This is a genomic window from Micromonospora sp. NPDC047527 (genome assembly GCF_040643015.1).
Taxonomy (GTDB): Bacteria; Actinomycetota; Actinomycetes; order Mycobacteriales; family Micromonosporaceae; genus Micromonospora.
Genome location: NZ_JBEYTK010000001.1, coordinates 742,264 through 754,736 on the forward strand (window position 1 = coordinate 742,264; position 12,473 = coordinate 754,736).

The 12,473-nt window shown below is 72.7% G+C and carries 14 protein-coding genes; 7 read left to right on the forward strand and 7 right to left on the reverse strand.

Annotated features, from left to right (window positions below; translation table 11 throughout):
• Positions 1 to 53: 53 nt before the first annotated feature.
• The gene (locus ABZ808_RS03085) at positions 54 to 674 is read left to right on the forward strand and encodes a hypothetical protein (protein WP_357000139.1); all 621 of its coding nucleotides are present in this window, start codon (positions 54 to 56) and stop codon (positions 672 to 674) included.
• Positions 675 to 712: 38 nt separating this feature from the next.
• Here the strand turns inward: ABZ808_RS03085 and ABZ808_RS03090 are convergent, their stop codons facing one another.
• Positions 713 to 1,579, reverse strand: coding sequence for a metallophosphoesterase (locus tag ABZ808_RS03090; RefSeq protein ID WP_357000141.1), 867 nt, complete (start codon positions 1,577 to 1,579; stop codon positions 713 to 715).
• Between the two features lie 140 nt (positions 1,580 to 1,719).
• Between ABZ808_RS03090 and ABZ808_RS03095 the strand changes: the two genes are divergently transcribed.
• Complete coding sequence (locus ABZ808_RS03095) at positions 1,720 to 2,571, forward strand: alpha/beta hydrolase (RefSeq protein WP_357000143.1); 852 nt, start codon at positions 1,720 to 1,722, stop codon at positions 2,569 to 2,571.
• 123 nt (positions 2,572 to 2,694) lie between these two features.
• On the opposite strand, the gene ABZ808_RS03100 is transcribed toward ABZ808_RS03095, so the two are convergent.
• Genes ABZ808_RS03100 through ABZ808_RS03120 form a run of 5 tightly spaced genes read right to left on the reverse strand, consistent with a single transcriptional unit; the run spans position 2,695 to position 7,255 of the window.
• The gene (locus ABZ808_RS03100; RefSeq protein WP_357000146.1) at positions 2,695 to 3,324 is read right to left on the reverse strand and encodes a hypothetical protein; all 630 of its coding nucleotides are present in this window, start codon (positions 3,322 to 3,324) and stop codon (positions 2,695 to 2,697) included.
• The gene (locus ABZ808_RS03105; RefSeq protein ID WP_357000148.1) at positions 3,321 to 4,727 is read right to left on the reverse strand and encodes a selenium-binding family protein; all 1,407 of its coding nucleotides are present in this window, start codon (positions 4,725 to 4,727) and stop codon (positions 3,321 to 3,323) included. The genes ABZ808_RS03100 and ABZ808_RS03105 overlap by 4 nt, the downstream gene beginning before the upstream one ends.
• Positions 4,728 to 4,743: 16 nt before the next feature.
• Positions 4,744 to 5,475: an ABC transporter ATP-binding protein gene (locus ABZ808_RS03110; protein ID WP_357000150.1), complete on the reverse strand. Its 732-nt coding sequence runs from the start codon at positions 5,473 to 5,475 to the stop codon at positions 4,744 to 4,746.
• Positions 5,448 to 6,278 carry an ABC transporter permease subunit gene (locus ABZ808_RS03115; RefSeq protein WP_357000153.1) on the reverse strand — a complete coding sequence of 277 codons (831 nt, stop codon included), beginning with the start codon at positions 6,276 to 6,278 and terminating at the stop codon, positions 5,448 to 5,450. The genes ABZ808_RS03110 and ABZ808_RS03115 overlap by 28 nt, the downstream gene beginning before the upstream one ends.
• A complete protein-coding gene (locus ABZ808_RS03120) occupies positions 6,275 to 7,255 on the reverse strand; it encodes an aliphatic sulfonate ABC transporter substrate-binding protein (protein ID WP_357000156.1) in 981 nt (326 codons plus the stop codon). Before ABZ808_RS03120 ends, ABZ808_RS03115 begins: the two co-directional genes overlap by 4 nt.
• Positions 7,256 to 7,424: 169 nt before the next feature.
• Here ABZ808_RS03120 and ABZ808_RS03125 point away from each other — a divergent pair, with 169 nt between their 5' ends.
• Positions 7,425 to 8,567: an LLM class flavin-dependent oxidoreductase gene (locus tag ABZ808_RS03125; protein WP_357000159.1), complete on the forward strand. Its 1,143-nt coding sequence runs from the start codon at positions 7,425 to 7,427 to the stop codon at positions 8,565 to 8,567.
• Between the two features lie 8 nt (positions 8,568 to 8,575).
• Here the strand turns inward: ABZ808_RS03125 and ABZ808_RS03130 are convergent, their stop codons facing one another.
• A complete protein-coding gene (locus tag ABZ808_RS03130) occupies positions 8,576 to 8,980 on the reverse strand; it encodes a hypothetical protein (protein WP_357000162.1) in 405 nt (134 codons plus the stop codon).
• A gap of 326 nt (positions 8,981 to 9,306) precedes the next feature.
• Here ABZ808_RS03130 and ABZ808_RS03135 point away from each other — a divergent pair, with 326 nt between their 5' ends.
• From ABZ808_RS03135 to ABZ808_RS03150, 4 genes are read left to right on the forward strand one after another with little or no spacing between them, the layout of a single operon-like run.
• The gene (locus tag ABZ808_RS03135) at positions 9,307 to 9,609 is read left to right on the forward strand and encodes an urease subunit gamma (RefSeq protein WP_357000165.1); all 303 of its coding nucleotides are present in this window, start codon (positions 9,307 to 9,309) and stop codon (positions 9,607 to 9,609) included.
• On the forward strand, positions 9,606 to 9,947 hold the full coding sequence (locus ABZ808_RS03140; RefSeq protein WP_357000168.1) for an urease subunit beta: 342 nt from the start codon (positions 9,606 to 9,608) through the stop codon (positions 9,945 to 9,947). Before ABZ808_RS03135 ends, ABZ808_RS03140 begins: the two co-directional genes overlap by 4 nt.
• Positions 9,944 to 11,647, forward strand: a complete 1,704-nt coding sequence (locus ABZ808_RS03145; protein ID WP_357000171.1) for an urease subunit alpha — start codon at positions 9,944 to 9,946, stop codon at positions 11,645 to 11,647. The genes ABZ808_RS03140 and ABZ808_RS03145 overlap by 4 nt, the downstream gene beginning before the upstream one ends.
• The gene (locus tag ABZ808_RS03150; RefSeq protein WP_357000174.1) at positions 11,647 to 12,426 is read left to right on the forward strand and encodes an urease accessory UreF family protein; all 780 of its coding nucleotides are present in this window, start codon (positions 11,647 to 11,649) and stop codon (positions 12,424 to 12,426) included. Before ABZ808_RS03145 ends, ABZ808_RS03150 begins: the two co-directional genes overlap by 1 nt.
• Positions 12,427 to 12,473: the final 47 nt, after the last annotated feature.

Below are 12,473 nucleotides of genomic sequence, written 5' to 3' on the forward strand. Positions count from 1 at the left end.
GCCACGGGCGGCTTCGGCGGCGCGTCGGGCATCCAGGCCGCCGCACGCGCCGCGTGTCCCGCCCTGCCTCATCAGGCTGCCCACTCGTCCGGGGCGGGCTGCTCATCGCTGCCCGCCGGGGTGCCCGAGGCACGCCGCTGAACGACACCAACCTGCGTAACTTCGTGGAGACGGCACTCGTGAACAGTCGCCTCCCGGCTGCCGGGACGACGGTACGGTTGCGGTGGTCGGGCAGCGAGCACGGCCAAGACGCCGCACTGCTCACCGTGCAGCCCGCTGGCGGCGGGGTGATCGCGTACGCCATGCACGGCGACGACCGAACCGGTTGGTCGACCGACCTGCGGTTGCTGCTGCCGGCCGAGGGCGCCGACCAGCGACCGATCGGCTGGCGAATCCGGGCCGACGACAGCACTCGCACGCCGACGGGCCAGGCGCGGGTGATCGCACCGCCGGACGCGGCCCGCGTCACGGTCACGGTCGGGGGCGCACCCCCGGTCACGGTCACCCTCGACGCGTCGAACGCCGGCATCGTCCGGATACCGCCGGACCAGTCGGCCGTCCTCACCGCGTACTCGGCGGACGGCAACGTCCTCGGAACCACTCCGCTGCCGCCGGTCGAGGTCGACGTGTCGGGCCTGCCGGGTGACAGCCCGGCTACCCGGCTGACCCCGTGACACCGCGCAACCCACCCACCGTGCCGCCGAACGCCGCGTCAGCCGGTCGTCTGCCGCATCCGGCGCAGGTCCTCCGCCGGGTCGATGGTGCGTACCGGACGTGGCGTCGGCCCGCGCCGACGCCACTCGCGCGGATAACCCAGCGAGACCTCCTCGAAACGCACCCCGTCGTGGAAGGTCGTACGAGGGATGTGCAGGTGCCCGTAGACCATGGTGGCCGCGCCGAAGCGCAGGTGCCAGTCGCGGGTGCGGACCGTGCCGCACCACTGGGCGAACAGCGGGTACCACAGCACGTCGGTCGGCTCCCGGACCAGCGGGTAGTGGTTGACGAGCACGGTCGGCAGCGCCGGGTCGCGCAGGGCCAGCCGGCGCTCGGTCTCGGTGACCCGGGCGTCGCACCACGCCTCCCGGCTCGGGTAGGGGTCGGGGTGCAGCAGCGCCTCGTCGGTGCACACCACCCCGGCCGCGTGCGCCAGGTCCAGCGACTGCTGCTTGGTGCGCGCCTCGGGCACCCGGAACGTGTAGTCGTAGAGCACGAAGAGCGGGGCGATCATGGCCGGCCCGCCCACGCCGTCCCACACCGGGTACGGATCCTCCGGCGTGACGACCCCCAGCCGCCGGCACAGCCGCACCAACTCCTGGTAGCGCGCCTCGCCACGCAGCTGCACCGGGTCGTTGGGTGGCGTCCACAGCTCGTGGTTGCCCGGCGCCCAGACGACCTTCGCGAAGCGACTGCTCAGCAGCCCGAGCGCCCACTCGATGTCGGCGTACCGCTCGGCCACGTCACCGGCGACCAGCAGCCAGTCGCCGTCGTGCTCCGGGCGTAGCTCCTGGACGAACGCGCGGTTCTCCGGATAGCCGATGTGCAGGTCGCTGACGGCCCGCAGCCGAGGGGAAGGAGTCACGCCCCAACGCTAGGCGGCGCCACCCGATCGGAAAACCCCCGTTCCTGCCCTGCCGGGCGAATCCGGTGACCCGCATATCCGGCGACCCGGCGGGAACGCACCCGACGTCCGACAGCCCCGATCCGGAGCAGGAGACAAACATGCCTTTCATCACCGTGGGGACCGAAAACTCCGCGCCCATCGACCTGTACTACGAGGACCACGGATCCGGTCAGCCGGTGGTGCTGATCCACGGCTTCCCGTTCAACGGGGCGACGTGGGAGAAGGAGACCAGCGCGTTGCTGAATGCCGGATACCGGACGATCACCTACGACCGGCGCGGTTTCGGCAACTCGGCCCAACCGGCGTTCGGATTCGACTACAACACCTTCGCGGCGGATCTCGACGTGCTGATGACCGAGCTGGACCTGCGTGACGCGATCCTGGTGGGTCACTCGATGGGCACCGGCGAGGTCGTCCGTTACCTGGGCAACTACGGCTCGCAGCGAGTGAGCAAGGCCGTGCTGCTCAGCCCGCTGCAACCGATGCTGGCCAAGGCCAAGGACAACCCGGAGGGCGTGGACACCAGCCTCTTCAAGGGCTTCCAGGACGCCATCATCAAGGACCGCTTCGCCTACCTCACCCAGTTCTGCGACGCGTTCTTCAACTACAGCGAGAACAAGGGCAAGCTGGTCAGCGACGAGGCGTACCGGGCGCACTGGCAGATCGGCGCGATGGGCTCGGCCAAGGCCACCCACGACAGCGTGGACGCCTGGCAGGAGGACTTCCGCCCCGACCTGCCGAAGATCGACGTGCCGGTGCTGATCGTCCAGGGTGACAAGGACAACGTGCTGCCCTACCCGGTGACCGGTCAGCGGCTCGCGCCCATGATGCCGACCGCCCAACTCGTCACCCTCAAGGGCGCGCCGCACGGTATCCCGTGGACGAACGCCAACGAGGTCAACAAGGCGATCATGGACTTCCTGAAGCAGCCGGCGAAGGCTCGCGCCTGATCGCTCCGGATCGGCGCGACCAGCGCGGCGACGTAGTCGCCACGCCCGACCCGTGCTGGCCTCCGGCCGGCGCGGGTCGGGCCGCCCCGTTCGTGCCATCCACGATGGTCGGGCGCGCGGCGGTCAGGCCCGGATCAACGTGACCAGCCCGGCCGCGACCAGCACACCCGCCCAGAGCCGGTCGACGTTGAACCACGCCCGGCGCAGCACCCCGACCCCGAGCACCTGGTAGACCAGCACCGCGACGACCAGGGCGGTGCCGAGCATGGCCACGGTGTGCACCCCGGCCGCCGCCAGCCCGGGCAGCGCGCCCACCGGCGCGGCGGACAGGTGCCCGGCGTGGCCCCCGCTCACCGGCTCGTTGACCAGCACCGGCAGCAGCATCAACCCCGCGCCGTGCGCCGACGACATGAGAAACGACCAGCCGGCGAGCTGCGCCGCGGACATCCGCATCCCCGCCCAGCGGAAGTGCCGTTCGGAGAGCAGCCGCCACAGCCCGAAACCGACCAGCAGCACGCCGCCGCCCACCGCCAGGGCGGTGCTCGCCGTCACCGACCGGGTCGCGGTGACCAACGCGGCGACGATCCCCACCGAGGCCAGGTGCCCCGCCGCGATCGGCGGCAACGAGCGCAGCAGGGCCGTCCTGCTGCGCTCCTGTAGGCCGCGGGCCACCGCGAACAGCCAGCCCATCGCCGGATTCAGGCCATGGAACGCGCCGAGCGCGGCGAGCGTCACCCAGGTGCCGACGGTCACGGGAAGCAGTACGAGTCGGAGGACGCGTCCCCGCCCTGCAACCGCGTCTGGTGCACCCGCAGGCCACGGAACTCGTCGCCGTGCGGGAAGAACCTCGGGTCGAGGGCGAGCCCGCCGGCGTCCACGTCGACGTCCAGCTTGGCGAGCCACGCGCCCACCCCGTCGGGGTAGAACTGGTCATCCCAGGCGCCGTAGAGGGAGTTGCTGACGTAGACCCGCCGGCCGTCCCGGCTCACCTCGACCATCTGCGGGCCGCCGGCCAACGCCTCGTCCGGCGCGGTCGGGTGGGCGGTACGGCGGACGATCCCGCCGAGGTGCACCGAGCCCGTCAGCACCGGGTGCAGCGGGTCGCTGACGTCGTACTGGCGCAGCTCCCCGGTGCCCCAGCAGGAGACGTACAGGAAGCGGTCGTCGACCGACAGGTCGATGTCGGTCACCAGCGGCGGCACCGCGCCGAACGGCTTGAGCAGGTCGGGCAGGTCCGCCGGGTCGGCCGGCTCGGCCGGAATGTCGATCACCTTGGTGACCGCCCAGGCGTCGCCGTCGCGGTGCCACAGCCAGATCGAGGCGGACAGGTCCTCGACGCTGATCACCACCCCGACGAACCCGTACGACTTCGTCGGGTCGTGCGCCGGGCGCAGCTCCAGCGGCATCTGGTACTGGTCGCCAAGGTCGACCCGCTGCACGTGCCGACGCTTCGCGAGATCCCAGAAGTGGATGGCGTGACCGTAGCGCCGGCCCAGCAGCAGCTCACCGATGATGCCGTCCTCGACCATCGACGGGGTGCCCCACTCGCTGGTGACAAGCACGTCCTGGGTGAGGTGCCACCACAGGTCGTACGCCAGGAACTGCGGCCCCCGGTCGGCCTCCCACGCCCCGCGTACCTCGAAGGTGGTGTGGTCCAGGATGGCGATGCCGCCCGGACCCTCCGCGCCGTCCGCGCCGCCGAGAGCGGAGACGTAGATGCCGTCCGGTCCGCAGTGCACGGTGTGCGGGCGGGAGTAGCCGGCGCGCTTGGCCAGCTCCTCCGGCCCGATCACCTTCACCACCTGGGGTTGGCGCGGGTCGGGTTGGGTGTCGATGACGTGGATCCGCGACGAGCGCAGACCGGGAACGATCAGGTACCGCCGCTCGACGTGCGGGTGCGGGGCGGTCGGGCAGAGCGCGCTGCTGCACGCGTTCCAGCCGAAGTGGTGCACCTCGTCGCCGAGGTGCGGCAGGTCGGTCCAGCCGACGACTTTGCCGTAGTCGGGGGAGTCGGGGTCGGTGTCCAGCACCACGATGGCGTCCGGGCGGCTGGCCGTCCGGTCGAAGGCCGCCACGTAGGCGAGCTTCTCCGCCGGGGCCGTCACCGCCTGGCCGGGGGAGGGGTAGAAGGTGGGATCGGGGGTCCAGCGAGTCATCGGGGGTCTCCGCTCGTCAGGTGGTGGGAACGCCGAGTTGGTCGAGCAGGTGGCGGCGCAGCGCGCCGAAGGCCGGGTCGTCCGGCGTACGGGTGGGGGTCAGGTCGACGGGCAGGTCCGCGGCGATGCGGCAGGCGTCGAGGAGCAGGATCCGGTCGGCGAGCAGCAGGGCCTCCTCCACGTCGTGGGTGACCAGCAGGGCGGCGAAGCCGTGCTCGGCGCGCAGCCGGCGCAGCAGCACCTGCATCCGCAGGCGGGTCAGCGCGTCCAGGGCGCCGAACGGCTCGTCGAGCAGCAGCAGGTCCGGCTCGCGGACCAGGGCACGCGCGACCGCCACGCGCTGCGCCTGCCCGCCGGACAGTTCGGCCGGCCAGGCCCGGTGCCGGTCGGCCAGCCCGACCTCGGTCAGCGCCCGCTCGATGCGTCCGGCGCGGTCCGGGCCGGTCAGCCCGAGCCCGACGTTGTCGGCGACCCGTTTCCAGGGCAGCAGCCGGTGTTCCTGGAACACCACGGCGGCGGTGCCGTGCACGGCGATCTCGCCACCGGCCGCCGTGTCCAGCCCGGCGAGGATCCGCAGCAGGGTGCTCTTGCCGGAACCGCTGCCGCCCAGCAGGGCGACGACCTCACCCCGGGCGATGCTCAGGTCGACCCCGGACAGCACGACCGTCGGCCCGAATGCCCGGCGGACCGCGTGGGCGGTGAGCACGGGTTTCGCGTCGGTCAGGTGGCCCGCAGTCCGCGACGCCATGTCAACATCCTCCTCTCCGCAACGCGCAGGGCAAGGTCGGATATCAGTCCGAGTAGCGCGTAGACGAGCAGGCCGAGCACCACCACATCGGTCTGGCTGAACTCCCGCGCCTCCATCATCAGGAAACCGATTCCGGTCTGGGCGTTGACCTGTTCGCCGACGACGAGGCTGAGCCAGGCCGCCCCGATGGCCAGTCGCAGGCCCAGGAACAGCGCGGGCAGCGCCCCGGGCAGCACGACGTGGCGCAGTCGGGCGGCCTGGCCCAGTCCACAGGTACGGGCGGCCTCGACCAGCCGCTCGTCGATGTCACGGATGCCGGCGTACGTGTTGAAGTAGATCGGGAAGAACGCACCGAGGGCGACCAGGCTGATCTTGAGCGGTTCACCGATGCCGACCCAGATGATCAGCAACGGGACCAGGCCCAGGTGCGGCAGCATCCGGGCCATCTGCACCGGCGGGTCCACCAGGTCATCGCCGAGGCGCAGCAACCCCGCCACGGTGCCCAGGGCCAGCGCCAGGACGCCGCCGATCAGCAGCCCGGCCCCGGCGCGGGTGAGCGAGTCGACCAGGTGCACGGCGAGCGTCCCGTCGCGGCTCAGCCGCCAGCCGGCGGCCAGCACGTCGCTCGGCGCGGGCAGCTTCTCCGGCGCCAGCACCCCGACCCGGGCGGCCAGCTCCCAGCCCGCCACCAGCACGACCGGACTGACCAGCCGCCGCCACCGCCGGGCCGGCCGCTGGCGGCGGGCCGTGACCGGCGCGGCGGCGACCTCGGCGGGAGCCTCGACGAGAGTCGTGCGGCTCACCGGAACACCTCGCTGAACCGGTCGTCGATCCGGGACCGGATGTCGACCGGGCCCGGAATGAGGTCCAGGGCGATGAAGCTGTCGGTGATCGCCTGGAGCTCGTCGCCGATGGCCGGACTGACCGGGGCGAGCGGCTTGGCACTGCGGGCCAGGGCGCGGCTGGTGACGTCCTCGGGGATCTTCAGCTCCGGTGCGAGGGTGCTGGCCCGCTCCTGCGGGTTGGCGATGCCCCAGTCGGTCACCTCGCGGTACCGCCGCAGGAACGCGCGGACCTCGTCCGTGCGGTGCTCGACCGCGTCCGGGGCGGCCAGGACGTACTCACGGTTGCTGGCCAGGCCTGTCGCGTCGGCGAGCACCCGGACGCCCGGCTGTTCGGCCAGCGCGAAGTACGGATCCCAGATCACCCAGGCGTCGACCTGCCCACTGTCGAACGCGGGTCGCCCCTCGGCGGGCTTGAGGTACGTGACGTCGATGTCCCGCAACGTCATGTTGTTCGCCTCCAGCAGCCGGACCAGCAGCCAGTGCACATTGGAGCCCTTGTTGAGGGCGACCCTCTTGCCCTTCAGGTCGGCGAAGGTGCGGTAGCCGCTGTCGGCCTTGACCAGCACGGCCTCGCCCTGCGGGATCGGCTCGGAGGTGCCGATGACGGAGAACGGGATCTTCCCGGCCGCGGCGAAGACCGGCGGCGCCTCTCCGACCTGTCCGATGTCGATGGAGCCGGCCTTGAGCGCCTCGGTGAGCGCCGGGCCGCTCTCGAACAGCGACCACTGGACGCCCGGCGTCGCGCCGCGCGCCTTGACCAGGCTCAGCCCGCCGAAGCGTTGGTAGCCGATTCGGAGTGCTCCGGCGTCGTCCTTCGCGTCGGCGGACCCGCCGCAGGCGCTCACGGCGGCCGTGGCGAGCAGGGCCACGGCCGTGAGGGCGGCCGTGGCGAGTCGGCGGCGGTGCGGCTGGCGACTCGTCGAAAGGGTGGGCATGGCGACTCCTTGGGTCGGGCGGGTAAGCCGGGCCACGTCGACCGGTGCGGGTAGGCGGTCGGTAGCCTACTAACCCGATAGGTTTTATGGGTAGAGTGGCGGCGCGATCGTCCCAAACCTCAGGAGGGGCCAGCCGCGCGTGCCCCGACCACCGAAGGAAAGAGCCGAGATGACCCTCACCTTCCACTGGTTCCTGCCCACCAACGGCGACAGCAGGGACATCGTCGGCGGCGGACACGGCATGCCGGCCGGCACCGCCGGGCGTGCCCGACCGGCCAGCGTCGCCTACCTCGGGCAGATCGCCCGCACCGCCGAGCAACTCGGCTTCGTCGGCGCACTCACCCCGGCCGGCGCCTGGTGCGAGGACGCCTGGCTGAGCACCGCGATGCTCACCGAGGTGACCGAACGCCTCAAGTTCCTGGTCGCCTTCCGACCCGGGCTGCTGGCACCCACCCTGGCCGCCCAGATGGCCTCCACCTTCCAGCGGCTGTCCCGGGGCCGGCTGCTGCTCAACGTGGTCACCGGCGGCGAGTCCCACGAGCAGCGGGCCTACGGCGACTTCCTGGACAAGGGCGCCCGGTACGCGCGGGCCGACGAGTTCCTGCACATCGTGCGTGCGCTGTGGCGGGGTGAGACGGTCGACCACACCGGCACCCACCTGCGGGTCGAGCAGGCGCGGCTGCACCGGCTGCCCGATCCGACGCCGCCGGTCTACTTCGGTGGCTCGTCGGCCGCCGCCCTACCGGTGGCGGTGCGGCACAGCGACGTCTACCTCACCTGGGGCGAACCTCCGGCCCTGGTCGCCGAGAAGCTGGACCGGGTCCGGTCGCTGGCCGCCGCCGCCGGACGCGAGCTGCGCTTCGGCATCCGGCTGCACGTCATCGCCCGGGACACCGCCGACCAGGCCTGGGCGCAGGCGCGCCGCCTGCTCGACGGCATCGCCGAGGCCGACATCCAGGCCGTGCAGAACGGGCTACGTCGCAGCGAGTCCGAGGGGCAGCGCCGGATGCTCGACCTGCACGGCGGCTCCCGCGACGGACTGGAGATCGCACCCAACCTGTGGGCCGGCGTCGGGCTGGTCCGTGGCGGCGCCGGCACCGCCCTCGTGGGCAGCCACACCGAGATCGCCGACCGGATCGCCGAATACCACGCGCTCGGCATCGACGAGTTCATCCTCTCCGGCTATCCGCACCTGGAGGAGGCGTACTGGTTCGGGGAGGGGGTGCTGCCGATCCTGCACGAGCGCGGGCTGTGGCGGCACCCCGACGGCCAGCCGGCGGCGGAGCACGTCGACGTGCCCTTCGCCGGGTAACCGGTGCCCTAGCGGCTCCGGCTGGCCCGCCGTCGGCCGATGCGCCGCCCCGCGAGGCTCACCGCCGTGCTGCCGGCCGCCATGCCGATCAGCATCAGAACGGCACCGACCGCCCACAACCCGCTGTCGTCACTCGACGCGGCCTGCCACGACCAGGCCACCGTGAAGGCGACAGTCATCACCGGCGCCACCAGCCACGGGCTCAGCCGCATCCCGGCCAGGGCGGCGAGCAGCACCAGCGTCACCACACAGCCGATCACCTGCCACGGCTCGTACGGGCCGCTGGTCGAGTTGGTCTCCGGGTCGACCGTGTACTCGGTGTCCCAGCCCAGCCAGAGCAGCCACACCCCGACGGTGGCCACCGCCAGGAACAACGCGCCGAGCAGTTTCTGGGTACCTCTGGTCGTCGTCACCGGGTGATCATCCCCTGTGCGACGCCGTACGCGATGAGCACCCGTACCCACCGTCGCGGGGGCGGCCGTGATCCCGAGCGGACTGTTGCCCCGGCCGGTGGTGGTCCTCTACGGTCTGCTCAAGCGGTGGGCGGTGCGGTCCGCATCCGACCGGAAGCCGCCGGGTGCTCGTCGCGCGGGCCGGGATGGTGGAGTCCCGGGTCACCCCGTCGGCAGCGGGCCTGGCGGTCGTGTGACTCCAGCTCGTACCCCGGGGTGTGTCGCTGCCCGGTGCGGCTCCGCGCGGAGCCGGCGAGCCGGGCGCGCCGATCCCACCGGGAGATCCCGTGTTCCTCAGCCCGCACGAGCAGGACCGCCTGCTCATCCATGTCGCGGCCGATGTCGCCCGCCGTCGCCGCGAGCGCGGCCTGCGACTCAACTACCCCGAAGCCGTCGCGCTCATCACCGTGTTCCTGCTCGAAGGCGCCCGCGACGGCCGGTCGGTGGTCGACCTGATGTCGGCCGGCCGGACCGTGCTCGACCGCGACGACGTCCAGGACGGCATCCCCGAGCTGCTGAGGGAGGTGCAGGTGGAGGCGACGTTCCCGGACGGCACCAAGCTCGTGACGGTGCACCACCCGATCCCGTGATCCCCGGGGAGATCCTGCCGGCGGACGGCCCGGTCGAGATCAACGCCGGCCGTCCGGTGACCACCCTGCTGGTGGTGAACACCGCCGACCGGCCGGTGCAGGTGGGCTCGCACTACCACTTCGCCGAGACCAACCCGGCGCTGGCCTTCGACCGGGACGCGGCCTGGGGGCAGCGGCTCGCCGTGCCGGCGGGCACGTCGGTCCGGTTCGAGCCGGGTGTCAGCCGCAGCGTGGACCTGGTGCCACTCGGCGGCGCGCGCATCGTGCCCGGTCTGCGCGGGGAGTGCGCCGGGCGGCTGGACCCGGCTGCGGCGACGGCCGACGGGCCGGCGCGGTGAGCGCCGTGCGGAGGGACCGCTACATCGACCTGTACGGGCCCACCACCGGCGACCGCATCCGGCTCGCCGACACGAACCTGCTCATCGAGGTGGAGACCGACCACTGTGTCGGCGGCGACGAGGTGGTCTTCGGCGGCGGCAAGGTGATCCGCGAGTCGATGGGGCAGTCCCGGGCCACCCGCGCCGAGGGAGCCCTCGACACCGTCATCACCGGCGCCGTGGTGCTCGACCACTGGGGTGTGGTCAAGGCCGACGTCGGGTTACGCGACGGCCGGATCGTCGCCCTGGGTCGCGCCGGCAACCCGGACACCATGCCCGGCGTCCACCCCGACCTGGTGATCGGCCCGGCCACCGAGGTGATCGCCGGCAACGGTCGGATCCTCACCGCGGGCGCGGTCGACACCCACGTGCACCTCATCTGCCCGCAGATCGTCACCGAGGCGCTGGCCAGTGGCATCACCACGCTCGTCGGCGGTGGCACCGGCCCCGCCGAGGGCACCCGAGCCACCACCGTCACCCCGAACGCGTGGCACCTGGCCCGGATGCACGAGGCGCTGGACACCCTGCCGGTAAACGTCCTGCTGCTCGGCAAGGGCAACACCGTCTCCACCGAGGCGCTCTGGGAGCAGTTGCGGGCCGGTGCGGGCGGGTTCAAGCTGCACGAGGACTGGGGGACCACCCCGGCGGCGATCGACGCCTGCCTGCGGGTGGCGGACGCCTCCGGTGTCCAGGTGTCGATCCACACCGACACGCTCAACGAGGCCGGTTTCGTGGCCGACACCCTGCGCGCGATCGGCGGGCGGGCCATCCACTCGTACCACACCGAGGGCGCCGGAGGCGGGCACGCGCCGGACATCATCACGGTGGCCGGCGAGCCGAACGTGCTGCCGTCGTCGACCAACCCGACCCGGCCGTACACCCGCAACACCCTCGCCGAGCACCTGGACATGCTGATGGTCTGCCACCACCTCAACCCGTCCGTGCCGGAGGACCTGGCCTTCGCCGAGAGCCGCATCAGACCGTCCACGATGGCCGCCGAGGACCTGCTGCACGATCTCGGGGCGATCTCCATCATCGGCTCCGACGCGCAGGCGATGGGCCGGGTCGGCGAGGTGATCCTGCGAACCTGGCAGAGCGCGCACGTGATGAAGGAACGGGTGGGCGCGCTGCCGGGCGACGGCGCGGCGGACAACCACCGCGCCCGACGGTACGTGGCGAAATACACCATCTGCGCCGCGATGGCCAACGGGCTGGAACGGGAGATCGGCTCCGTCGAGCCGGGCAAGCTCGCCGACCTGGTGCTCTGGGACCCGGCGTTCTTCGGGGTACGCCCACACCTGGTCATCAAGGGCGGCATGATCGCGTACGCCCAGATGGGTGACGCCAACGCGTCGATCCCCACCCCGCAGCCCATGCTGCCGCGCCCGATGTTCGGGGCGTACGGGGCTGCGGCGGCGGCCACCAGCCTGACCTTCGTGGCGCCGGCGGCGCTCGAGGCCGGGCTGCGCCTGGACGTGCGGCGGCGGGTGGTGCCGGTCGCCGACGTACGGTCCCGGGGCAAGGCCGACCTGCCGGAGAACAACGCGATGCCCCTGATCGAGGTGGACCCGGACACCTTCACCGTCCGGATCGACGGGCAGGTGGTGGAACCGGACCCGGTGTCCCGGCTGCCGCTGGCCCAGCGGTACTTCCTGTTCTGATGGCCACGTCCAGCCTGCTCCTGCTACTGGCCGACGGGCGCTTCCCGGCCGGCGCGCACGCGCACTCCGGCGGCCTGGAGGCGGCCGTCGCCGCCGGCCGGGTCGGCGACCTGGCCTCGTTGGGGGCGTTCCTGCTCGGCCGACTGGCCACCGCCGGGCTGGTCGGTGCGGCGTTCGCTGCGGCGGCACACCGGGCGGTGGCACCGGACGGCGCCGGGGCGACCGACGGCGCCGGGGCGGCCGACCGCGCCGTGGCAGCCGACCGCGCCGATCCGGTCGCGGCGTCGACCCCGGCCGGGTCAGTCCGCCGTCGGGCCATCCTGGCGCGGCTCGACGCCGAGTTGGACGCGCGGACCGCCTCCCCGGCGCTGCGCGCGGTGTCCCGCAGGCAGGGCCGGGCGCTGCTGCGCGCCGGTCGGACTATCTGGCCGGACGCCGCGTTCGCCGACCTGCCCACGACACCCGGGGGAGCGCACCAGCCGCTGGTCCTCGGGCTGCTCTGCGCCGCCGCCGGGTTGAGTCGCACCGAAACCGCCACCATCGCCGCGTACGGCACGGTGACCGGTGCGGCCAGTGCCGGCGTGCGCCTGCTCGGCCTCGACCCGTACCAGGTCCAGGCCCTGCTGGTCGGCCTCGCCGACAGTTGCGACGGCACCGCCGCCGAGGCGGCCCGGTCCGCCGACGATCCACCGGAGCGGCTGCCGGCCGCCGCCGCTCCGCTCGCCGACATCCATGCCGAAGTGCATGCCACCTGGGAGGTGCGTCTCTTTGCGTCCTGACATCGCTGTACCGACTGCTGTGCCCGCCGCCGGGCCGACCGCTGTGC